At 66.8% G+C, this 21,691-nt stretch carries 21 protein-coding genes and 1 tRNA gene; 12 read left to right on the forward strand and 10 right to left on the reverse strand.

The window, feature by feature from the left end:
- The first annotated feature begins 40 nt into the window (after positions 1-40).
- Both rnr and PIB44_RS10585 read left to right on the forward strand, forming a co-directional pair.
- Positions 41-2,356 (forward strand): ribonuclease R, encoded by a 2,316-nt coding sequence (gene rnr / locus PIB44_RS10580; protein ID WP_278069347.1) that lies wholly within the window; start codon positions 41-43, stop codon positions 2,354-2,356.
- Complete coding sequence (locus tag PIB44_RS10585) at positions 2,353-3,060, forward strand: NUDIX hydrolase (RefSeq protein WP_278069348.1); 708 nt, start codon at positions 2,353-2,355, stop codon at positions 3,058-3,060. Before rnr ends, PIB44_RS10585 begins: the two co-directional genes overlap by 4 nt.
- 18 nt (positions 3,061-3,078) lie before the next feature.
- On the opposite strand, the gene PIB44_RS10590 is transcribed toward PIB44_RS10585, so the two are convergent.
- Positions 3,079-3,693, reverse strand: a complete 615-nt coding sequence (locus PIB44_RS10590) for a hypothetical protein (RefSeq protein ID WP_278069349.1) — start codon at positions 3,691-3,693, stop codon at positions 3,079-3,081.
- 127 nt (positions 3,694-3,820) lie between these two features.
- On the opposite strand from PIB44_RS10590, the gene rpmG reads away from it, so the two are divergent.
- On the forward strand, positions 3,821-3,988 hold the full coding sequence (rpmG, locus tag PIB44_RS10595; RefSeq protein ID WP_003164451.1) for a 50S ribosomal protein L33: 168 nt from the start codon (positions 3,821-3,823) through the stop codon (positions 3,986-3,988).
- A gap of 94 nt (positions 3,989-4,082) precedes the next feature.
- On the opposite strand, the gene PIB44_RS10600 is transcribed toward rpmG, so the two are convergent.
- Both PIB44_RS10600 and PIB44_RS10605 read right to left on the reverse strand, forming a co-directional pair.
- Positions 4,083-5,444: a PleD family two-component system response regulator gene (locus PIB44_RS10600; RefSeq protein WP_278069350.1), complete on the reverse strand. Its 1,362-nt coding sequence runs from the start codon at positions 5,442-5,444 to the stop codon at positions 4,083-4,085.
- Between the two features lie 3 nt (positions 5,445-5,447).
- Complete coding sequence (locus PIB44_RS10605; RefSeq protein WP_003167338.1) at positions 5,448-5,813, reverse strand: response regulator; 366 nt, start codon at positions 5,811-5,813, stop codon at positions 5,448-5,450.
- Positions 5,814-5,936: 123 nt separating this feature from the next.
- Here PIB44_RS10605 and PIB44_RS10610 point away from each other — a divergent pair, with 123 nt between their 5' ends.
- The 4 genes from PIB44_RS10610 to PIB44_RS10625 all read left to right on the forward strand — a co-directional run bounded on the left by PIB44_RS10610 (position 5,937) and on the right by PIB44_RS10625 (position 9,259).
- Positions 5,937-7,211 (forward strand): DNA polymerase IV, encoded by a 1,275-nt coding sequence (locus PIB44_RS10610; protein ID WP_278069351.1) that lies wholly within the window; start codon positions 5,937-5,939, stop codon positions 7,209-7,211.
- Positions 7,212-7,265: 54 nt separating this feature from the next.
- Entirely contained in the window at positions 7,266-7,724 is a 459-nt protein-coding gene (locus PIB44_RS10615; RefSeq protein ID WP_025977588.1) for a RidA family protein, read from the forward strand.
- Positions 7,721-8,866, forward strand: a complete 1,146-nt coding sequence (locus tag PIB44_RS10620; RefSeq protein WP_278069352.1) for a GNAT family N-acetyltransferase — start codon at positions 7,721-7,723, stop codon at positions 8,864-8,866. The genes PIB44_RS10615 and PIB44_RS10620 overlap by 4 nt, the downstream gene beginning before the upstream one ends.
- Positions 8,867-8,953: 87 nt before the next feature.
- The gene (locus tag PIB44_RS10625; protein ID WP_178826095.1) at positions 8,954-9,259 is read left to right on the forward strand and encodes a CsbD family protein; all 306 of its coding nucleotides are present in this window, start codon (positions 8,954-8,956) and stop codon (positions 9,257-9,259) included.
- Between the two features lie 186 nt (positions 9,260-9,445).
- Here the strand turns inward: PIB44_RS10625 and clpA are convergent, their stop codons facing one another.
- The 3 genes from clpA to PIB44_RS10640 all read right to left on the reverse strand — a co-directional run bounded on the left by clpA (position 9,446) and on the right by PIB44_RS10640 (position 12,732).
- Positions 9,446-11,749, reverse strand: coding sequence for an ATP-dependent Clp protease ATP-binding subunit ClpA (gene clpA / locus PIB44_RS10630; protein WP_253122350.1), 2,304 nt, complete (start codon positions 11,747-11,749; stop codon positions 9,446-9,448).
- A gap of 12 nt (positions 11,750-11,761) precedes the next feature.
- Positions 11,762-12,091 carry an ATP-dependent Clp protease adapter ClpS gene (gene clpS, locus PIB44_RS10635; RefSeq protein WP_003164443.1) on the reverse strand — a complete coding sequence of 110 codons (330 nt, stop codon included), beginning with the start codon at positions 12,089-12,091 and terminating at the stop codon, positions 11,762-11,764.
- A 170-nt stretch (positions 12,092-12,261) separates the two neighbouring features.
- A complete protein-coding gene (locus PIB44_RS10640) occupies positions 12,262-12,732 on the reverse strand; it encodes a phasin family protein (RefSeq protein WP_278069353.1) in 471 nt (156 codons plus the stop codon).
- Positions 12,733-13,002: 270 nt separating this feature from the next.
- Here PIB44_RS10640 and PIB44_RS10645 point away from each other — a divergent pair, with 270 nt between their 5' ends.
- Positions 13,003-14,406: a D-alanyl-D-alanine carboxypeptidase gene (locus PIB44_RS10645; RefSeq protein ID WP_278069354.1), complete on the forward strand. Its 1,404-nt coding sequence runs from the start codon at positions 13,003-13,005 to the stop codon at positions 14,404-14,406.
- A gap of 109 nt (positions 14,407-14,515) precedes the next feature.
- On the opposite strand, the gene PIB44_RS10650 is transcribed toward PIB44_RS10645, so the two are convergent.
- Positions 14,516-14,872, reverse strand: a complete 357-nt coding sequence (locus PIB44_RS10650; protein ID WP_025977594.1) for a phage holin family protein — start codon at positions 14,870-14,872, stop codon at positions 14,516-14,518.
- A 113-nt stretch (positions 14,873-14,985) separates the two neighbouring features.
- On the opposite strand from PIB44_RS10650, the gene PIB44_RS10655 reads away from it, so the two are divergent.
- Entirely contained in the window at positions 14,986-15,423 is a 438-nt protein-coding gene (locus PIB44_RS10655; RefSeq protein ID WP_025977595.1) for an HIT family protein, read from the forward strand.
- 7 nt (positions 15,424-15,430) lie between these two features.
- Here PIB44_RS10655 and PIB44_RS10660 read toward each other — a convergent pair whose 3' ends face one another.
- On the reverse strand, positions 15,431-15,781 hold the full coding sequence (locus PIB44_RS10660; protein ID WP_278069355.1) for a DMT family protein: 351 nt from the start codon (positions 15,779-15,781) through the stop codon (positions 15,431-15,433).
- 51 nt (positions 15,782-15,832) lie between these two features.
- On the opposite strand from PIB44_RS10660, the gene PIB44_RS10665 reads away from it, so the two are divergent.
- From PIB44_RS10665 to PIB44_RS10675, 3 genes are all read left to right on the forward strand, one after another.
- Positions 15,833-15,908 (forward strand) — tRNA-Thr (locus tag PIB44_RS10665).
- A gap of 17 nt (positions 15,909-15,925) precedes the next feature.
- On the forward strand, positions 15,926-16,552 hold the full coding sequence (locus PIB44_RS10670; RefSeq protein WP_134581330.1) for a TetR/AcrR family transcriptional regulator: 627 nt from the start codon (positions 15,926-15,928) through the stop codon (positions 16,550-16,552).
- Between the two features lie 82 nt (positions 16,553-16,634).
- Positions 16,635-17,165 carry a c-type cytochrome gene (locus PIB44_RS10675; protein ID WP_278069356.1) on the forward strand — a complete coding sequence of 177 codons (531 nt, stop codon included), beginning with the start codon at positions 16,635-16,637 and terminating at the stop codon, positions 17,163-17,165.
- A 79-nt stretch (positions 17,166-17,244) separates the two neighbouring features.
- Here the strand turns inward: PIB44_RS10675 and PIB44_RS10680 are convergent, their stop codons facing one another.
- Positions 17,245-20,481, reverse strand: coding sequence for an efflux RND transporter permease subunit (locus tag PIB44_RS10680; protein ID WP_035302429.1), 3,237 nt, complete (start codon positions 20,479-20,481; stop codon positions 17,245-17,247).
- Entirely contained in the window at positions 20,481-21,626 is a 1,146-nt protein-coding gene (locus PIB44_RS10685; protein WP_278069357.1) for an efflux RND transporter periplasmic adaptor subunit, read from the reverse strand. The genes PIB44_RS10680 and PIB44_RS10685 overlap by 1 nt, the downstream gene beginning before the upstream one ends.
- Positions 21,627-21,691: the final 65 nt, after the last annotated feature.

A 21,691-nucleotide genomic window follows, 5' to 3' on the forward strand; every position in this document is an offset into this window, starting at 1 on the left:
TTTTCACCCTTTCGGCGCGAAGCGCGTTAGAAAGGGCGCAATGGTCAAGACTCCGAAACGCCCCGCTGCGGGCCTGCCCGACAAAGAATCCCTGATCGCCTTCCTGCGTGAGGCCGGAGAAGCCGAAAAGGCCGACATCGCGCGCGCCTTCGGCCTGAAAGGCGCCGAGCGGCGCCAGATGCGCGAAATGCTGAAGGAGTTGGAGGCCGAGGGCCGGCTCAGCAAACGCGGCCGCAAGGGCTTTTCCGAGGTCGGCGCCCTGCCCCCGGTCGGCGTCGCCGACGTGGTGGATCGCGACGCCGACGGCGAGCTTTACGTTCAACTGGTCAAGGGCGGCGAGGACGCGCCGCGCGCGATCCTGATGCCTGACCGCGAAGGGCGCGGCCCGGCGCCCGGCATGGGCGACCGCCTGCTGGTCAAATTCAGTCAGGGCGTCGACGGCTGGGAGGCGCGTCTGGTCAAACGGCTGGACACCGGCGCCAACCGCGTGCTGGGCGTCATCCGCAAGGGCGGGCGCGAGACGCGGGTCGAGCCGGTCGACAAACGCTCCAAGGATGTTCTGCTTGTGCCGGCCGCCCAGGCGGCGGACCTGCGCGACGGCGATCTGGTGCTGGCCGCCGTCGAAAAGGGCGAGCATCGCTACGGCCCCAAGCGCGGCAAGATCCTTGAGAACATCGGGCGTGAAGACGACCCGCGCGCCGCCTCCATCATCGCCATTCACGCCCACGGGGTGCCGACCGGCTTCTCCGAGGCCGTCGAGCGCGAGGCCGAGGATCAGGATGTGCCGACGTTGAAGGGGCGCGAGGATCTGCGCCACGTCCCCTTCATCACCATCGATCCCGCCGACGCGCGCGACCATGACGACGCCGTCTATGCCGAGCGCGACGAGGACCCGGCCAATACAGGCGGCTGGATCGTCTGGGTCGCCATCGCCGACGTCGCCGCCTATGTGCGCCCCAATACGGCGCTGGACCGCGAAGCGCGGGCCAAGGGCAACTCGACCTACTTCCCCGATCGGGTCGAGCCGATGCTGCCCGAAGTGCTGTCCAACGGACTGTGCAGCCTGAAGCAGGGCGAGAACCGAGCCTGCATGGCCGTGCGCATGGTCTTCGACAAGGACGGCAGGAAGACCGGGCACAAGTTCACGCGCGGCCTGATGCGCAGCCACGCCAAGCTGTCCTACGAACAGGCGCAATCCGCCATCGACGGCCTGCTGGACGACGCCACCGGCCCGATCATGGAGGCCATCCTCTATCCGCTGTGGAACGCCTATCGCACCATGCTGAAGGGCCGCGAGCGCCGCAGCCCGCTGGCTATCGAAAGCCCCGAGCGCCGCATCATCATGTCGCCCGACGGCGGCATCGCCGGCATCGAGCCGCGCAAGTCGCTGGAAGCTCACCGCCTGATCGAAGAGATGATGATCCAGGCCAACGTCTGCGCCGCCGAGACGCTCGAGAAGACGCACACGCCGCTGATCTATCGCGTCCACGACACGCCCAGCCAGGAGAAGATCTTCAACCTGGCCGACTTCCTGCACACCATCGGCAAGCCCTGGAACAAGGGCGAGGCGCCGAACACCAAACGCTTCAACAAACTGCTGGAAGAGACCCGCGACACCCCTCACGCCGAGGTCGTCAACGAAGTCGTTCTGCGCACCCAGATGCAGGCCTTCTACAGTCCGGAAAACGTCGGCCACTTCGGTCTGCACCTGGACCGATACGCCCACTTCACCTCGCCGATCCGGCGCTATTCCGACCTGATCGTCCACCGCGGGCTGATCCGGGGGCTGAAGCTGGGATCGGACGGCCTGACCGATCGCGAGATCGCCGAACTGGGCGGCATCGCTGAACACGTCACCGAGACGGAGCGTCGCTCGATGGCCGCCGAGCGGGACGCCATGGATCGCTACATCGCCGCCTTCCTTGAGGAGCACGTCGGCGCGACCTTCAGCGGCCGGATCACCGGCGTGACCCGCTTCGGCCTGTTCATCCGGCTGGACGAGACGGGCGCCGATGGTCTGGTCCCGGTCTCGACGCTCGGCGACGAATATTTCACCCACGACGACCGCGCCCACGCCCTGGTCGGCGAGCGCAGCGGCAAGCGGTTCCCGCTGGGCCGCCGCGTCGAGGTGCGGCTGATGGAGGCCACGCCCGTCACCGGCGGTCTGGTGCTGGAAATGCTGTCCGAACCGGACCCGCGCGACCCCAACGCCCCGGCCCCGCGCTATGGGATGCGCGGTAGAGGCGGCGACGGCCCGCCCAAGCGTGGGAAAGGCCGTCCGGGCGGTCCCAAGCCCCGCAACAGCGCCAAGCCTTCCGGCGGCCTGAAGGGCGTCAGAAAGGGCAAGCGGCGATGAAGCCCCTCCCCTTCGACGCGGCGCAGGACCTCGCCGATGCTCCGCGCACCGGGGGCGCCCAGCGCCCCAAGGACGCCGCCACCCTGATCCTGACCCGCGACGCCAAGCGCCCCGAGGTGCTGATGGGCCGCCGCGCGCCGGGCCATGTCTTCATGGCCTCGAAGTGGGTATTTCCGGGCGGACGCATCGAGCGCGCCGACTTCACCGCCGCCTCTCAAGGCCCACTATCGCGCGACGCCGCGCGCCGACTCGAAGCGGAAATGCCCGCGCGGCGCGCCCGCGCCCTGGCCCTGGCCGCCGTGCGCGAGACCTTTGAAGAGACGGGGCTGATCCTGGGCCGCGCGGCGCCCGCCGCCTCAGTCGCCGGGCCGTGGCGGGAGTATCGTCAGGCGGGCGCCCTGCCCGATCTGTCGGTCCTGTCCTATGTGGCGCGGGCCATCACCCCGCCGGGCCGACCGCGCCGTTTCGACGCGCGCTTCTTCATGGCCCCGGTCGAGGCCCTGCGCGATCCGGACCGTATCGAAGGCTCAGGCGAACTGGACGAGATCGCCTGGATTCCGCTGGACGAGGCGCAGAACCTCGACCTGCCCGCCATCACCCGCTTCGTCCTGGGCGAGGTGGCCGAGCGGCTGGAGACGCCTCAGCGCCCCCTGCCCTTCGTGCATATGGCGCGCGGCCGCCACGTCATAGACCATCAGGACTGACGCGGCGGCCTCAAGCCCTTATTCGGCAACCGGCTTGGTCAGGTCGAAATCAACCTGGAAGTGGCGGTTCGGGCGGCGCAGTTCATAGGTGAAGGTCTTGTCGGGATGGACCTCCATCGCCCAGACGTTGGTCGTCGAGACCGAGGCGTCGTTGGCGTTGAACAGGTCGATGGATTCCTGATCGACCGGGAACTCCTGACGCTCGGCGGTGCCTTCGTTGGCCGTGTCGCCGCCGTACCAGTGCAGCGGATCGGTCTTGCCATCCGGTTGGCGGTGATCGTGCTTCAGGCGCAGGCCCGAATCGGTGCGCGTCACCACCCAGGTGCGCGAGCGGTCTTCGCCGACCCAGAAGGGGATACGGATCTCGTCCGCCGAGCAGTCGCGCACGTGCATCAGCAGGCGCTTGCCGGCGAAATCGGAATCGGCGGCCTCGTTGGTGACGACCTTGCCCTCGAATCGCTGGCCGCACAGGGCGGTCAGATTGGCGAAGAAGGCGTCCTGCGCCGACGCCGGGGCCTCAGCAGTCGCAGCCGCCGGAGCGGCGGGCTCGGACGAGCAGGCGGAAAGGGCCAGACCAGCGGCGAGAACGGCGGCGGAAAGGGCGGGGGCGGGCTTGAAGCAGGGCTTTTTCATGGCGAAACACTAGCGTCTGTATGGCCAGGCTCAACGCGACATCGAAGCCGTTGACTTTGAGCCTGTCCTGAGTATGTTCCGCGCCTCTTATTTCAAGCGGCTTTCGCCGTCGCAGAGGTTAATTCCGATGGCCAAACCGGCTTCCATCAAGATCCGCCTGAACTCCACCGCCGACACCGGCTTCTTCTACGTCACCAAGAAGAACGCCCGTACGATGACCGAGAAGATGGTCGTCAAGAAGTACGACCCGGTCGTCCGCAAGCACGTCGAGTTCAAGGAAGGCAAGATCAAGTAAGGGCTTCGCCCTCCGCTTGAATCTGCAAGAATCGAAACGCCCGGTCGCAAGGACCGGGCGTTTTTCTTTGGTCGCCTGTTAGGGCGAGGCTGCGTCAGGCGGCCCGAGCTACGACGCGGTCGCGCCCCTGAGCTTTCGCCTCATAGACGCCCTCATCGGCCCGTTTGAGCAGCGCCTCGGGCGTGTCGTCCATGCCCAGACTGGCCGCCACGCCGACGGAGACGGTCACGCCAAGCACATCCCCGCCGCTGATACGGAAGGGGGCCGCCCCTACGTCGCGGCGAATACGTTCGGCGATGCGATGTGCGTCTTCCAGCGTCGTGCCCGGCATGACCACCACGAACTCCTCGCCGCCGAACCGACAAGGCAGATCGACCGCGCGCACATTGGTCGCCAGCCGCACCGAAAACTCGCGCAGCACTTCGTCGCCCACGTCATGTCCGAAGGTGTCGTTCACAGCCTTGAAGTGGTCGATGTCCAGCACCAGCACCGCCACCGGGTCCCCGCCCCGCGCGGCGCGCGCGACAAGAGCCTGAAGCTGGCCGGTCATGTAGCGGCGGTTGTGCAGACCCGTAAGGGGGTCGGTGAGCGCCAATTCCAGGCTGTAATCCAGCTTATCGCGCAGGAAGTCGCCGTACCGTTTGCGCTTCACCTGGGTGCGCACTCTGGCCGACATCTCTTCGGGGTCGACGGGGCGGGCGAGGATGTCGTGCGCGCCCAGATCCAGCGCCTTCAGCAGACGCGGCCGGTCATGGGTGTCGATCAGCGCCAGGATGGGGATGCGGCGCATCGCCTCCTTGGACCGCAGCTGGGCGATCAGTCGAAGGCCGTCGAACCCTTCGGACGACACATTGACGATCACCAGATCGACCGATCCGCGCGCCGCATCCAGACCGTCGGCTAGCGTGTCCGCAATCATGGGACGGTGCTCGATCGACAGCTCGCGCGCGATCATCTCGGCCTGAAGCTCATTGTCGTCGACGACCAGAACCCGGCCGCCCGAGCCCTTCAGATGGCCGACGCCGCCTGCGTCCATGCCCAGGCGGCGGCTGCTTTCCTCGCGCTCACGCAGTTCATCCATGACCATTTTCAGGCGCGTCAGGCTCTTGACCCGCGCCATCAGGATCACATCGTCCAGCGGCTTGGACAGGAAGTCGTCGGCGCCTGCTTCCAGTCCCCGGATGCGGTCATGACGCCCGTCCAGGGCCGTCACCAGCACCACCGGGATATGACGCGTCTCCTCGGCGGCCTTGAGGCGGCGGCAGGTCTCGAACCCGTCCATGCCGGGCATCATGACGTCCAGCAGGATCAGGTCGGGCTGTTCGTCCTGGGCGATGCGCAGGCACGAGGTCCCTTCGCCGCAGGTCAGGACATCATAGTATTCAAGAGTCAGCTTGGCTTCGAGCAGACGGACGTTCGCCTCTACGTCGTCGACCACGAGAATTCGCGCACTCATCCCCTACCCCAGGTGCTTCCGCACCGTTTCCAGGAAGGAGATGACCGAAATCGGCTTGGAGATGTAGGCCTCGCACCCCCCCTGGCGAATTCGTTCTTCATCACCCTTCATGGCGAAGGCGGTAACGGCGATGACGGGTATATGGTTCAGCTCTTCATCGTCCTTGAGCCATTTGGTCACTTCGAGCCCCGAAATCTCCGGCAGCTGGATATCCATCAGGATCAGATCAGGGCGATGCTCGCGCGCAATCGCCAGCGCCTGCAGCCCTTCGCGGGTCTGCAGCACTTCGTACCCCTGAGAATCGAGCAGATCATGAAATAGCTTCATGTTCAGCTCGTTATCCTCGACGATGAGGATCTTCTTGGACATCCGCCACCCGGCTGTTGCGCCTCTGGTTCATTCGCTTTCGCGTCGGGCTGTTACGCCTTCTTGGGTGCACTGTGGGCGCGTCAGTCTTAAGTTGACGTGAAGCTGAGGAAACGGAGTTCGGGTTTGGCCATAACGGCCCTTTGTCGCGACTGCCTGTGGACCGGCGACCGCACGGTCGCGCGGTGCCCGTCGTGCGCTTCGCGCCGGGTGATCGCCCACGATGAACTGAGCGATCTGCACATCGCCCACCTGGACTGTGACGCCTTCTACGCCTCGGTCGAAAAGCGCGACCGACCCGAACTGCGCGACAGGCCCGTGATCGTCGGCGGCGGCAAGCGCGGGGTCGTCTCCACCGCCTGCTATGTGGCGCGGCTGTACGGCGTCGGCTCGGCCATGCCGATGTTCAAGGCGCTGAAGGCCTGTCCCGACGCCGTGGTCATCAAGCCGGACTTCGCCAAATACAAGGCGGAGAGCGCGCGCATCTTCGGCGCCGTGCAGCGCCTGACGCCGCTGGTTCAGACCCTGTCGCTGGACGAGGCGTGGATCGATCTGAAGGGCACCGAGCGGCTGAACGGCGGGCCGCCCGCCTTCCAGTTGGCGCGCCTGCAGAAATGGATCGAGGATGAGACGGGGCTGAGCGTCTCCATCGGCCTGGCGCCCAACCGCTTCCTGGCCAAGATCGCGTCTGAACTGGACAAGCCGCGCGGCTTTTCCGTCATCGGCGCGGCGGAGGCGCAAGATCTGCTGGCGCCGCGCCCCGTGACCACTCTGCCCGGCGTCGGGCCGGTGTTCGGCCGCACCCTGCGCTCGGACGGCTTCTCCACCATCGGCGATCTGGCCGCCGCCGAGGTGAAGGATCTGGCCCGGCGGTATGGCGAGACGGGCCTGCGGCTGCACGATCTCAGCCACGCCCGCGACAGCCGCCCGGTGAACCCCGACCACGACCGCCGCGGCATGAGCGCCGAGACCACCTTCAACGAAGACCTGATCACCGCCGAAGCGCTGGAGGCCGAACTTTGGCCCCTGTGCGAAAAGCTGGCCTCCAAGGCCCGGCGCGAGGGCGTGGCCAGCCGGGTCCTCGTGCTGAAACTGCGCAAGACCGACTTCAAGATCGTCACCCGCCGCGTCACCCTGGCCGAGCCGGTGCAGACGGCGCGCGCCCTGTTCGCCGCCGGGCGAGACCTGCTGAAACCCGAAATCGGCGTGCCCTACAGGCTGATCGGCATCGGCATGGCCGACATCGCCGACGCCCACGACGCGCCAGCCAGCCTGTTCGCCACGGCCGAGACCCGCGCCCTGAAGACCGAGACCGCCATCGACGCCCTACGCGACAAATTCGGGGCGGGCGCCGTCGTCGCCGGGCGCGCTCTGAAACGTCCCAACGAACGCCCCGGATGACGCGGCCGCCGCGCCGCGCTAAACCCCCTGCACCCTTTCATACGGAGTCGCCCCATGAGCATTCACGCCCGCATTGCTGAACTCGGCATCACCCTGCCCGAGCCCGCCAAGCCGGTCGCCAGCTATGTCTCCTACGTCCGCTCGGGCGAGCAGATCTTCATCTCGGGCCAGCTGTCGAACGACGCCAATGGCGGCATCAAGGGCACCGTCGGCGTGGACGTGACCCCTGAGCAGGCCGCCGAGGCCGCCCGCCTGTGCGGCGTCAACCTGCTGGCCCAGATCAACGCCGCCGTCGACGGCGACCTGGATCGCGTGGTCCGCATCGTCAAGCTGGGCGGCTTCGTCCAGGCCGGCCCGGACTTCGAGGCCATCCCCGCGGTCATCAACGGCTGCTCGGACCTGATGGTCCAGGTCTTCGGCGACGCCGGCAAGCACTCGCGCTCGGCCGTCGGCGTGTACAAGCTGCCGCTCGGCTTCGCCGTCGAAGTGGACGCCGTCATCGAGGTGAAGTGAGCTTCACCCTTCAGGTTCACGACGGGATCGCCGCCATAGGCCGGGACGCGTGGGACGTCTGCGCGGCCCCGACCGGCGATCCCTTCGTCTCCTACGATTTCCTCGACGCCTGCGAGGCGTCCGGCAGCGCCGTCCCGTCTGAAGGCTGGGCGGCGCGCCACCTGTCCCTGCACGATGAAGATGGGGCCGTGATCGGCGTCATGCCCCTTTATCTGAAGGGTCATAGCCAGGGCGAGTACGTCTTCGACCACAGCTGGGCCGACGCCTATCAGCGCGCTGGCGGGCGCTACTATCCCAAGCTTCTGGGGGCTGTGCCCTTCACTCCCGCGACGGGCCCACGGTTTCTGAATGCGCCGGGGACGGACGCCGTCGTGGTGCGCGAAGCCCTGCTGCAAGGCGCGCTGACCCTGACGGAGCGGCTGGGCCTGTCGTCGCTCCACGTCAACTTTCCCCTAGAGGCCGAATGGCGCGCCATGGCCGAAGCGGGCCTGCTGCCGCGCCGCGACATCCAGTTCATCTGGCGCAACGACGACCATCAGAGCTTCGACGACTTCCTGGCCGCCCTGTCTTCCAACCGGCGCAAGACCATCCGGCGCGAGCGACGCGAGGCGCAAGCGGGCCTAGACATTCGCGTGCTGACGGGCGCCCAGATCACCGAGGCGCATTGGGAGGCCTTCTTCGCCTTCTACATGGACACCGGCGACCGAAAATGGGGGCGGCCCTATCTGACGCGCGACTTCTTCGCCCGCGTCGGCGCGACCATGGCTGACCGCATCGCCCTGATGATGGCGTTTGAAGGCGAGACGCCGGTAGCCGGGGCGCTGAATTTCATCGGACGGGACGCGCTTTACGGACGCCAGTGGGGGACGCTGGTCGACCGGCCCTTCCTCCATTTCGAGCTTTGCTATTATCAGGCCATCGACTTCGCCATCTCGCGCGGCCTGTCGCGGGTCGAGGCGGGGGCGCAAGGAGAGCACAAGATCGCGCGCGGCTATCTGCCCTCGCCGGTCTATTCCGCCCATTTCATCGCCGATCCGGCGCTGCGCGATCCTGTCGCCCGCTACCTCGACAACGAGCGCCCGGCGGTCGAGGCCGAGATGGACGCGATGACGGCGGATCTGTCGCCCTATCGCGCCCGCTGACAGGGCGTCGCATCGCGAATTTCTACGGAACTTGCTGCGTCGCAATACGCTTTCCCTGTGAGTACCCTCCTCACATCAGGAATCACCATGACCGATCAACGTATCGAAGGCGTCGCGACCGAACTGCAAGGCAAGGCCCAGAACGGCCTCGGCCGCTTGACCGGCGACAGCAAGCTCCAAGTCGAAGGCAAACTGAACGAGGTCAAGGGCAAGGCGCTCGACGCCTATGGCCGTGTCATCGACGGCCTCGACGGCATGGTCGACAAGGCCCCCGTCGACCTGCGCGACCCGGCCCGCAAGGGTCTGGACTTCGCCCGCCGCAAACCCCTGCTGACCACCGGCATCATCGCCGGCGCGGCGATGCTCTTGGGCGCTCTGGGCCGTCGCCGTTAAACAAGGCCCTCTCCTCTTGCGGGAGAAGGCGGCTCGCGAAGCGTGACGGATGAGGGGTTGCGAGGCATCAAAGTCTCGCAACCCCTTTTTGCGTCGCGAGACCCCTCAACCGGGCCCGGGCGGGAGACGGACAGAAAAAAGGCCCAGGCGTTATGCCCGGGCCTTTCTCTTTGCGCCTGATCGAAATCAGGCCGTTTCTTCTTCCGCTTCCTTCACCGCCGCGCCCTTGGCCGGGGTGATGTCGAAGGCGATCTTGCCGTCCTTCAGCTCGACCTTGACGTGGCCGCCGCGGGTCAAGCGGCCGAACAGGATGTCGTCGGCCAGCGGCTTCTTGATGTGCTCCTGGATGACGCGGGCCAGCGGACGCGCGCCATACAGTTCGTCGAAGCCGTTCTTGGCCAGCCAGTCGGCCGCCTCGTCGGTCAGTTCGATGGTGATGTTGCGGTCCGCCAGCTGGGCTTCCAGCTGCAGCACGAACTTGGTGACCACCGAGCGGATCGTCTCGGCGCCCAGCGGCTTGAAGGCCACGATGGCGTCCAGGCGGTTGCGGAACTCAGGGGCGAACAGGCGCTGGATGGCCTTTTCGTCCTCGCCCTCGACCTTGCCCCGGCCGAAGCCGATGGCCGCGCGCGCATTGTCGGCGGCGCCCGCGTTGGTCGTCATGATCAGGATGACGTTCCTGAAATCGACCTTCTTGCCCACCGCGTCGGTCAGCGTCCCGTTGTCCATCACCTGCAGCAGGATGTTGTAGACGTCGGGGTGCGCCTTCTCGATCTCGTCCAGCAGCACGACGGAGTGCGGATGCTGGTCCACGGCGTCAGTCAGCAGGCCGCCCTGATCATGGCCGACATAGCCCGGAGGCGCGCCGATCAGGCGGCTGACCGTGTGGCGCTCCATGTATTCGGACATGTCGAACCGCTGCATCTCGATGCCGAGGGTGGCGGCGAGCTGCTTGGCGACTTCGGTCTTGCCGACGCCGGTCGGACCGCTGAACAGGAAGGCGCCGATGGGCTTGTTCGGGTCGCGCAGACCCGCCCGCGCCAGCTTCATCGCCGACGACACCTGGTCGATCGCCTGCTCCTGACCGAAGACGGCGCGCTTCAGATCGGTCTCCAGCTCGCGCAGGGATTCCGTATCCGACTTCGACACCGACTTGGCCGGGATGCGCGCCATCTTGGCGATGACGGCCTCGACCTCCTTCTGGCCAATGACCTTCTTGCGCTTCGATTCCGGCAGCAGCATCTGCGACGCCCCCGCCTCGTCGATCACGTCGATGGCCTTGTCCGGCAGCTTACGGTCGGTGATGTAGCGCGCCGACAGATCGACCGCCGTGCGAATGGCCGAGTCGGTGAAACGCAGCTTGTGGTGCGTCTCATAGGTCGTCTTCAGGCCCTTGAGGATCTTCACCGTGTCCTCGATCGTCGGCTCATTGACGTCGATCTTCTGGAAGCGGCGGACCAGGGCGCGGTCCTTCTCGAAGTGCTGGCGATATTCCTTGTAGGTGGTCGACCCCATGCAGCGCAGGCTGCCCGACGCCAGCGCCGGCTTCAGCAGGTTGGACGCATCCATCGCTCCGCCCGAGGTCGCGCCTGCGCCGATCACAGTGTGGATCTCGTCGATGAACAGGACGGCGTTGTCGTGGCTCTCCAGCTCCTTGACGACCTGCTTCAGCCGCTCCTCGAAGTCGCCGCGATAGCGGGTGCCCGCCAGCAACGAGCCCATGTCGAGGCTGTAGATCGTCGCGTCCTTCAGGACTTCCGGCACCTCGCCGTTGACGATCTTGCGCGCCAAGCCCTCGGCGATGGCGGTCTTGCCGACGCCGGGGTCGCCGACCAGCAGCGGGTTGTTCTTGGTGCGGCGGCACAGGATCTGGATCGAGCGCTCGACCTCGGCCTGACGCCCGATCAGCGGGTCGATCTTGCCGTTCCGGGCCTTCTCGTTCAGGTCGACGCAATAGGCCTCCAGCGCCTCGCCGCCCTGTTTGACGACCGAGCCGTCCTCGGCCTCTTCGGGGCTGGCGCCGCGCACCGAGCGGGCTTCGTTGGCGCCGGCCTTCTTGGCGATGCCGTGGGCGATGAAGTTGACCGCGTCGTAGCGCGTCATGTCCTGCTCCTGCAGGAAATAGGCGGCATGGCTTTCGCGCTCGGAGAAGATGGCGACCAGGACGTTGGCGCCGGTCACTTCCTCGCGGCCGGACGACTGGACATGGATGACCGCGCGCTGGATCACGCGCTGGAAGCCCGCCGTCGGCTTGGCGTCGTCGCCGTCGGCCGTGGCCAGGGCGGCCAGGTCAGTGTCGACATAAGAGCCGAGCGCAGCCTTCAGCGCGCCCAGATCGACGTTGCAGGCCGTCATCACGGCCGAGGCGTCCGGATCGTCGATCAGGGCCAGCAGCAGGTGTTCAAGCGTGGCGTACTCGTGCCGGCGCTCGTTGGCGTAGTGGACCGCGCGGTGCAGGGTCTCTTCGAGAGGACGGGAAAACGAAGGCATGGCAGGTTCCTCTCAGTCCTTTTCCATCGTGCATTGCAGGGGGTGCTGGTGGCGCCGCGCCGTCTCGACCACCTGGGCGACCTTGGTTTCGGCCACTTCGTAGGTGAAGACGCCGCAGACCCCGACGCCATGCTGGTGCACGTGCAGCATGATGCGGGTCGCGTCCTCGCGGCTCTTCTGGAAGAACCGCTCCAGCACGTAGATGACGAACTCCATGGGGGTGTAGTCGTCATTCAGGATCAGCACCCGATAGAGCGAGGGGCGCTGAAGTTTCGGCTTTGTCTCGGTGACGACGGCGGCGCCTGCGCCTCCGCCTTGTTCACCTGGCCGTCTGTTAGGCATTCGTGGTCCGTAATCGGGGAGTGTCGAGGATCAGATAGGGAATGATGGCCTGATTTGTAGAGGCGTCCAGCCCGCAGACGCTCACGCACGCCCAGTTGATAGCTAAACGTGAAAAAGCCCCGGCGTTTCCACCGGGGCCTTTCCGAAAGTCTGAGTTACGCAGGCGCGTCTTAGCGAGCGCCCTGGAACTGCTCGACAGCGGCCGAAACGCGCTCGTTGATCGGCTTGAAGCTGTCCTTGACCGAGGCGGTCATGGTCTCGGTCGCCTTGCCGAACTCGGCCAGATAGGCCTCGGCGGCCGACTTGGCCCAGTTGGTCTGCAGTTCGAACAGTTCCTGCATCGAACGGGCCTGCGAGAAGGACTGGGCGGCGGCGACGCCGTCTTCCCAGGACTTCTTGCCGTAGGCCACGGCCTGTTGCGACAGGGCCTCGGCGCCCTTCTGGGCGGCGGCCGCGGATTCGACCACGGCTTCCAGGTTCTTCTTGCCGTGCGCATTCAGCTCGCTCAGCGAGGCGACGGACTTGTCCACGCCTTCGCGGAACGCCTGGGCGCCGGCGGCCTGGATGGATTCAGCCTGGGCCTTGGCCTTGGCGGTCGTTTGTTCGACGGTCTTCTTCACGGTCTCAGCGGCGTCAGCCATGGGGAGTCTCCTGAAGCGAAAGGTTTCTTGCGACAGGCGGAGCCCATCGCGACAACGGCGATATGGTGCACCTGCGAAAAGACTTCAAGTGAAAATTGTGCGCTGCACAATATTATCATTGATAACCTTCCTGCCGACTTCGCAGGAGCGATCACAAGTCTGTTGACGCGCCGTTAACCCTCTCGAAACCGGGCGAGCCGATGTTAGCGTTTGTAACGTGCGTGATCGCAGCCGTCTTCGCGCCACAGTGACGAGGCTAGTAGCTTGCCCATGAACGCCCTCTTCCGCCGTCGCTTCCTGGCCGCCCTGGTCCTGGGGGGCATCGTCCTGACGCCGACGGTCGGCGTCGCTCCTCCGGAAGCCCAGTCCTCGGACAGCCGATACGCGGCCATTGTGGTGGACGCCGCCTCGGGCGAGGTGATGTTCTCACGCTTTGCCGATGCTCGCCGGTATCCGGCCTCCATCACCAAGGTCATGACCCTGTATCTGGCGTTCGAGGCGCTGGAGTCGGGCAAGGTCAAGCTGGACGACAACCTGACCGTCTCGCCTCGGGCGGCCTCTCAGCCGCCGTCCAAGCTGGGCCTGGCGGCCGGTCAGACGATCAGTCTGGACGACGCGATGCGCGCCACGGCCGTCCGCAGCGCCAACGACATGGCCGTGGTGATCGCCGAACACATCGGCGGCTCCGAAGGCCGCTTCACCCAGATGATGACGGAGAAGGCGCGCGAGCTGGGGATGGAGCACACCCGCTTCACCACCGCCAACGGCCTGCCCGACACGCGCCAGGCGACCACGGCGCGCGACCTGTCGATCCTTAGCCGCGCGGTGATGCGCGACTATCCGCAATACTATCGCTACCTCGGCCTGCACGACTGGTTCTACAAGGGCCGCGACTACCGCAACACCAACGGCCTGCTGGCCACCGGGCGCGGCTATGACGGCATCAAGACCGGCTTCACCAACGCCTCGGGCTATAATCTGGCGGCGTCTTCCGTGCGCGACGGCAAGCGGCTGATCACCATCGTCATGGGCGGACGCTCGACCGCCAGCCGCAACGCTCACGTTGCTGAGTTGATGGACACCGGCTTCGAGGTCCAACGTCGCCGCAGTCAGGGCGAGACCATCCAATTGGCTCAGGCCTTCTTCGAACAGCGCGGCTATGGGATCAGCAGCGAGCCCGCCGCCACGGTCGCCTACGCCTCCCTATCCGACGAGGACGGCGAAGGCGCCAGCGGCTCGACCGAAGTGGCCTATGTCTCCGGTCCGCCGCCGCGCAGCCTGCCGACCGAGGTGACGCCGCCGCCGTCGGCCCGCCGCGCCGAGAACCGCCCGCCCGAAAACCTCACCGCCGCGCTGAACGGCGGATCGGCTGCGACGTCGGCGGCCCCTGCCCGTGCGACCCGCAACACCCCCGCGCGGGCCGCCGCCCCTGCTCCGGCCGGTCGCTGGACCGTCCAGGTCGGCGCCTTCCGCGAAGAAGCCGTGGCCCGCGACTGGCTGAACAACATCAGCCGCCGCTTCTCCGGCCAATTCTCGAACGCCCAGCGTGACGTGCAGACGGCCAACGGCTGGTATCGCTCGCGCTTCACCGGCATGACCCAGCAGGCGGCCGAGGCGGCGTGCGAAGCCCTGTCGGAACGCCGCGTCACCTGCATGGTGGTGCGTCCCAGCTAAGGCGGCGCTTCCCGGCGCCCCCGGCCTCGTCCTGAATGAGCGTGGAACGCCGTCCCGTCGCCCGCGACAGCATCCGAGCGGCCTCGTCAAAGGCCTTCAGGATAGATCGTCAGGCCCGATCAGCCATGCCTCCGAACAGGGCGCCGGCGATCCAGCTGACTACGCCGGTGACGATGGCCGCCCCGATCCCCGCCCACAGACCGTCGACGACAAAGCCGCCCAGGAACATGGCCGTCAGCCCGATCATGGCCGCGTTCACCACCAGCAGAAACAGGCCGAAGGTGACGATGGTCAGCGGCAAAGTCAGGATCACCATCAACGGCCGCACGAAGGCGTTGACCAGGCCCAGAATGATCGCCGCCGCGACCAGCGAGCCGGTCGAGGTGAACTCTACTCCCGGCACCAGCTTGGCCGAAGCCCACAGGCCGATAGCCGTAACCACGGCCTGAACGATGAAACCCAGCATGACGCCTCCGTCGGTTGAACCTTGACCATATAAGCGCATATCGCGGCGTTCCGCTCCGTGCGTCGGGCCGGATCGCCTGCTAGGCTGGCCGCCCTATCCCGAAGGAGACTTCCATGAGCCTTCACGGCGCCTACGACCCGGACAACATCTTCGCCAAGATCCTGCGCGGCGACATGCCCAGCGTGAAGGTGTGGGAGGACGACGACGTCCTGGCCTTCATGGACGTGTTCCCCCAGTCCGAGGGCCACGTCCTGATCGTGTCCAAGACCTCGACCGCCCGCAACATCCTGGAGATCGAACCCGAGGCGCTGGCCAAGCTGACGGCCGCCGTGCAGCGCACCGCCCGCGCGGTCGAGAAGGCGCTGAAGCCCGAAGGCCTCAGCCTGATGCAGTTCAACGGCGACGCAGGCGGCCAGACAGTGTTCCACCTGCATTTCCACATCGTGCCGCGCTGGTCCGACCGCCCGATGAAAGGCCATGGCCACGCCCCGATGGCCGACGCCGAAGAGCTGAAAATCCTGGCCCGGAAGATCGCCGCCGCGCTCGACTGAGCGTCTCCTACATCGGCCCTTTGAAGATGAAGAAGGCCCCGCCGGCGATCAGGGCGAAGCCGATCAGGTGATTGACCGTCAGCTTCTCGCCCAGATAGAGTACCGAGAAGATCGCGAAGACCAGCAGGGTGATCACCTCCTGCATGGTCTTCAACTCGGCCGCCGAATAGACCTGATGGCCGATGCGATTGGCGGGCACGGCCAGCCAGTATTCGAAGAAGGCGATGCCCCAGCTGATCAAGACCACGATCCACAGCGGCTTGGCCCCGAATTTCAGATGGCCGTACCAGGCGAAGGTCATGAAGACGTTCGATAGGGCCAGCATGACGATGGGCGCGAGATAGGGCAGCGTGGGCATTCAATCAGTGTGCTTGCGTCAAAGAGATTCCGCCAGCATAAGGCGGGCCACGCCGGTTTAGCTCAGCTGGTAGAGCAGCGGTTTTGTAAACCGAAGGTCGCGGGTTCGATTCCTGCAACCGGCACCACTCTCGCGGCCTCCCCCATGTCCGAGACGACCAACAAACTGGGTCACAGGATCCGAACGCGCGGCGCGCGCACCCGCCGCGCCTTGCTGGACGCCCTGCGCGCCCTGCTGAACACCAAACATCTGGGCGAGATTCGCGCCGCCGACGTGGCCATGGCGGCGGGCGTATCGGCGCCGACCTTTTACACCTACTTCGCCTCGGTCGAGGAAGGCCTGCAACTGCTGTGCGAAGAGGCGGGCGAGGACTTTCAGCGGCTGGCCGCCCACATCCACGCGGACTGGTCGGGCGACCGGGCGTTCGAGGCCGCGCGGGCGTATGTGCTGGAGGTGCTGAACCTCTGGAACGACCACGGGCCGGTGCTGCGCGTCGAACAGATGCTGGCCGACATGGGCGAGCCCGCCTTCGCCGAAAGCCGTATCCGGCGCCTGCGTCGCCTTCACCTGGCGCTGGAGCGCCGCATCGCCCAGGCCCACGCCAACGGCCTGCACCCCGAAGGCCTGAATCCCCGCCTGGCCTCCTATGAGACCGCGAACCTGGTGGAGTCCGTCGCCGCCGGTTTCGACCTGATGCGCCGCGCCGACACGCCCGAAGCCATCATCGAAACCACCGCCCATGTCGTTGTGAAGCTGACCACCGGGCGCTGACGCTCCTGGCTGGCTTGGACAAGCTGTCCATTGCGGCGGCGCCTTCATGGGGTAAGCATGATCGTTGGCTTAGGAGTGCGTCATGTCTCGTCTTTCGTCCTTTCCTTCGATCCGCAACATCGCGGCCCCAGCTGTCGCCCTGAGCGCCGTGCTGACGCTGGCCGCCTGCGGCCCGAACGACGCCGCGCCCGCAGCCGACAACGCGCCTGCCGCGCCCAAGGTGCCGTCGCCCAGCGAAGCCGAAAAGCTGGCCCTGCTCGCCGCCCTGCCCGCGCCTTATAATGAGGCCGACCTGGACAACGGCCGCCGCGCCTTCGCGCGCTGCCGGTCGTGCCACACCATCACGCCGGGCGGGCCGAACATGACGGGGCCCAACCTCTATGGCGTGTTCGGCAGCAAGGCCGGGGCAAAGGAAAAGTACAGCTATTCCCACGCTATGCGCACGGCGGGCTTCACCTGGGACGCCGAGACGTTGGACCACTGGCTGCAGAACCCCCGCACCTTCCTGCCCGGCAACAAGATGAGCTTCGCCGGCCTGCCCGACGCCACGGACCGCCGCGACGTCATCGCCTTCCTGAAGGTCGAGACGGGGTTCAAACCCCAGGCCGAGTGAGCCGAGACAGCCAGACAAGCAAAAGGGCGGCGGACCATGGAGATCCGCCGCCCTTCGCATATGCAAGGACCAGAGCGGTCTATTCCGCCGGGCTCATGTCCGGCTGGACGCCCTGGCGCTTCTCTTGCGCTTCCCACTCCTCGATCTTGCGGGCGGTGTATTCCGGCGACTTGGTGAAGCGCGCCAGCACGCCGTAGATCACCGGCACCACGAACAGGGTCAGCACCGTGGCGAACATGGCGCCGGTGAAGATCACCACGCCGATGGTCTGACGACTGCCCGCCCCCGCGCCTTGCCACAGCACCAGCGGCAGGGCGCCGAAGGCGGTGGCGATCGAGGTCATGATGATCGGGCGCAGACGCAAGCTGGAGGACTCGATGATGGCCTCGCGGATGCTCCGGCCCTGGTCGCGCAGCTGGTTGGCGAACTCCACGATCAGGATGCCGTTCTTGGCCGCGACGCCGATCAGGATGATCAGGCCGATCTGGCTGTAGATGTTCAGGCTGGAACCCGCCATCAGCAGGCCGAACAGCCCGCCCGCCGCCGCCAGCGGCACCGTCAGCATGATGACCGCCGGGGTGATCCAGCTCTCGAACTGGGCCGCCAGCACCAGGAAGACCAGCAGCAGAGCCAGGGCGAAGGCCCAGCCCACGGCGCTGCCCGCCTCCTGCTGGTCGCGGGCCGCGCCGCCCCAGCGGATATTGGTCACGCCCTGCGGCTGCTTGGCGGCCTCGGCCATCAGGAACTGAACGGCGTCATCGATGGTGGTGCCGGGGTTCAGGTCGGCCTGCAGGGTGATGGCGCGCTGGCGATCCAGACGGCGACGATCCGGCGTGTCGCCCGAAGTCTTGGTGGTGACCACCGCCGACAGCGGCACCAGCTGCGCCGTGCCGGTCGAGACATAGAGCGCCTCAAGGTCCGAAACCTCGCGGCGGCTGTCGCGGTCGGTCTGCAGGATGACGTCATATTCCTGGCCGCCCTTGATGTAGGTCGTGGCGCGGCGCGAACCGAACATGGTCTCCAGCGTGCGGCCGATCTGCTGTGACGAGACGCCGAGCGCCGCCGCCTTCTGCGGATCGACGTCGACCAGCAGGCGAGGCGCGTTCGGCTCATAGTTCAGGCGCGGACGCGAGAAGCCGGGGTTGTCCTGCGCCGCCGCCAGGATCGGCTGCAGCCAGTTATAGATGGCGGAATACTCCGACCCCGTGACGATCATGTCGATCGAGTTGGAGTTGCCACCGCCGCGCTGGAAGGCGCCGGGCGTCGAGGCGTTGACCTGTGCGCCGGTCTGGTTGCGCAGCTTGCCGTTCAGCTCCTGGGCGATCTCGTCCGCCGAGCGGTCGCGCTCGGACCAGTCAGCCAGGTTCAGCACGGCGCTGCCCGAACTGAAGCCGGAGCCGCCGAACCCTGGCGAGGAAATCATGTAGTTGGCCGCCTCGCCGTTCTCGCGATACTCGGCCAGCAGCGGCTCGAGCCCCAGCATGATCTCGCGCGTATAGTCGAAGCCCGTGCCTTCCGGCCCGGCGATCCGCACGGTGACGCGGCCGCGGTCCTCGTTCGGCACCAGTTCGTTGGGCAGATGCAGGAAGATGCCGGTCGCGCCCGCCGCCACCAGGACGATCAAAGCGGCCACCCCGCCGACAGCGACCCGGCGGCCCAGCAAGGCGTCCAGCGAAGCGGCGTAGGACCGCTTCAGCGCTTCCATGCCTGCATCCACGCGTCGCGCGACCCAGCCGCCGGTCTGCGCCGGCTTCAGGATTTTGGACGCCAGCATCGGCGACAGGCTCAGCGCCAGGAAGGCCGAGAAGGCCACCGCCGCCGCAATCGCCGCCGCCAGCTCGACGAACAGCCGTCCGACGTAGCCCGGGAGGAACAGAAGAGGCGCGAACACGGACAGCAGGACGACGGTCGTCGCCACCACGGCGAAGAAGACCTGGCGCGCCCCGCGCTCAGCCGCGACCAGCGGCGGCTCGCCGCCGTCAAGGCGGCGCTGAATGTTCTCGACCACGACGATGGCGTCGTCGACGACTAGGCCGATCGCCAGAACCAGAGCCAACAGGGTCAGCAGGTTCAGCGAGAAGCCCAGCGGCGCCAGGACGATGAAGGTCGCCAGCAGGCAAATGGGCGCTACGACCGACGGAATGATCGCGGCGCGCAGGCTGCCCAGGAAGATGAAGTTGACCAGAGCCACCAGGGCCATGGAGATGCCGATCGTCACCCACACCTCGTCGATGGCGTGGGAGGTGAAGACCGAGTTGTCCGAACCGATCTCCAGCGTCGTGCCCGGCGGCAGGCTGGGGCCCACCTCCTCCATCAGCTTACGCACGCCTTCAGAAATCTGCAGGTCGTTGGACTGGGCCTGACGGGTGATGGCCAGGCCGATCTGGTCGATGCCGTTGCCGCGGAACAGACGGCGCGCTTCGGCGGGCGCCTCCTCGATCCGGGCGATGTCGCCCAGCCGGGTGACATAGGCGGCGTTGCCGATCAGGGCGCCGGTGACGCCATTGGTCATGGCCGCCGACGCCGCGCCCAGAGTACCGGACGCCTGCGCGCCGGTGGCGGTCGAGGCAGAGCCGCGCGTGCCGATCGGCAGTTGAGCGAAATCCGCCGGGTCGGCGTAGTTGCGCGCCACGCGGACGGTATAGTCCTTCTGCGCCGACTCCAGCGAGCCGGCGGGCAGTTCGACGTTCTGGTTGTTGAGGGCGGTCTCGACGTCGGTGACGGTCAGGCCGCGCGCGGCCATCGCCCCGGCGTCCAGCCAGATACGCATGGCGTAGCGCTGCTCGCCGAAGATATTGACCTGGGCCACGCCCGGCACGGTAGCGAAGCGGTCGACCAGATAGCGGCGGGCGTAATCGGTCAGCTCCAGACGATCCATCGTCGTGGAACGCAGGAACATGATCAGGATGGGCTGGCTGTCGGAGTCGGCCTTGGCCACCTCGGGCGGATCCGCCTGGTCCGGCAGACGGCCCAGCACGCGCGAGATGCGGTCGCGCACGTCGTTGGCCGCGTCGTCGATGTTGCGATCCAGCGAAAACTCGATGTTGACGTTGGATCGGCCGTCGCGACTGGTCGAGTTGATACGCTGGACGCCTTGGATCCCGGCGATCTGCTGCTCGATCGGCTCGGTGATCCGACTTTCGATCACCTCGGCGGAGGCCCCCGCGTAGCCGGTGCTGACCGAGACGATCGGCGGGTCCACGTCTGGCAGCTCGCGCACCGGCAGGAAGAAGAAGGCCGCCAGGCCGATGACGCACAGGACGATCGCCGCCACCGCCGCAAAGACGGGGCGCCGAACCGAAACATCGGACAGCATCATGGGCGGGCCGCCTGCGTCGCGCGGGCGCCGCCCTTGCTCGGAGCACGCCCTTGAGCGGCTTCACCCTCGACGGTGACATGAGCGCCGGGCTGAATGCGGTTCAGGCCTGAGGCGACGATGTGGTCGTTGTTGGCCAGCCCCGAAACAATCTCGACATAGCCGCCCTCGACGGCGCCCGTCTGGACCTCGACCCGCTGGGCGGTAGAGCCCTTTTCGCCGCGCGCGATGCGATAGACGAAGGCGCCCTGCCCTTCATACTGAACGGCGGCCTCAGGCACGGCCAGGCTCTGGCGGCGGCCCTGCTGAACGGCGACGCGCATCATCATGCCGGGGCGGATGCGATTGCCAGGGTTGGTGAATTCAGCGCGGGCGATGATAGCGCGGGTCTGTTCGTTGACGCGCGTGTCCAACAAGGCGATGCGCCCGTTGAATTCTTCGCCAGGGAAGGCGTCCGTCGTGGCCGTCAGCGACGCCCCCACCGGAAGCACGCCCAGATAGCGCTCCGGCAGCGGGAAATCGACGCGCACGCCGCTGATGTCGTCCAGAGTGGTGATGACCGAACCCGGCGAGATCAGGGTCCCCGGCGTCACAGAGGTCAGCCCCAGCACGCCGGCGAAAGGCGCGCGCAGGATGCGGTCGCCGCGACGGGCTTCCGCCGCCGCCACGGCGGCCTGCGCCGTCTTCAGAGCCGTTTCCGCCGTCTCGGCCATGACGCGCGGCGCTACGCCGCGCTCGGCAAGAATGCGGTAGCGGTCGTACTCGCGCTGGGCGTTCTCCAGCTGGGCCCGGGTGCGGATCAGGTCTGCGTCTTCCTCACGCGCCTGCAACTCGACCAGGGGCGTGCCCGCCGCCACGGCCTGCCCATCAGAGAACATGACCTGGGTCACCAACTGGGTGGTGTTGGAGGTGATGTTGACCGAGCGACGCCCTCGCGCCACGCCCAAAACGCGGATCTGGTCCGCAAACTCACGACGTTGGGCCACGACCTCGGCGACCACCTGGCCGCGCCCGGCGCCCGGCCCGCGCGGACCCTTGCGATCGCCTGCGCCGCCGTCGCTGAAGGCGATCTTCAAGACCGCCGCGACGATCATCAGCCCCAACAGACAGGCCGCGCCGATAATGAAAAAATGGCGTTTGAACACGCGACGCAGTCTCCCCCACAACAAGCGCTATCGCTTAACGGGTCATCGCCGTTACGCAAATAACG

Source organism: Brevundimonas sanguinis (genome assembly GCF_029636725.1).
Lineage (GTDB): Bacteria > Pseudomonadota > Alphaproteobacteria > Caulobacterales > Caulobacteraceae > Brevundimonas > Brevundimonas sanguinis.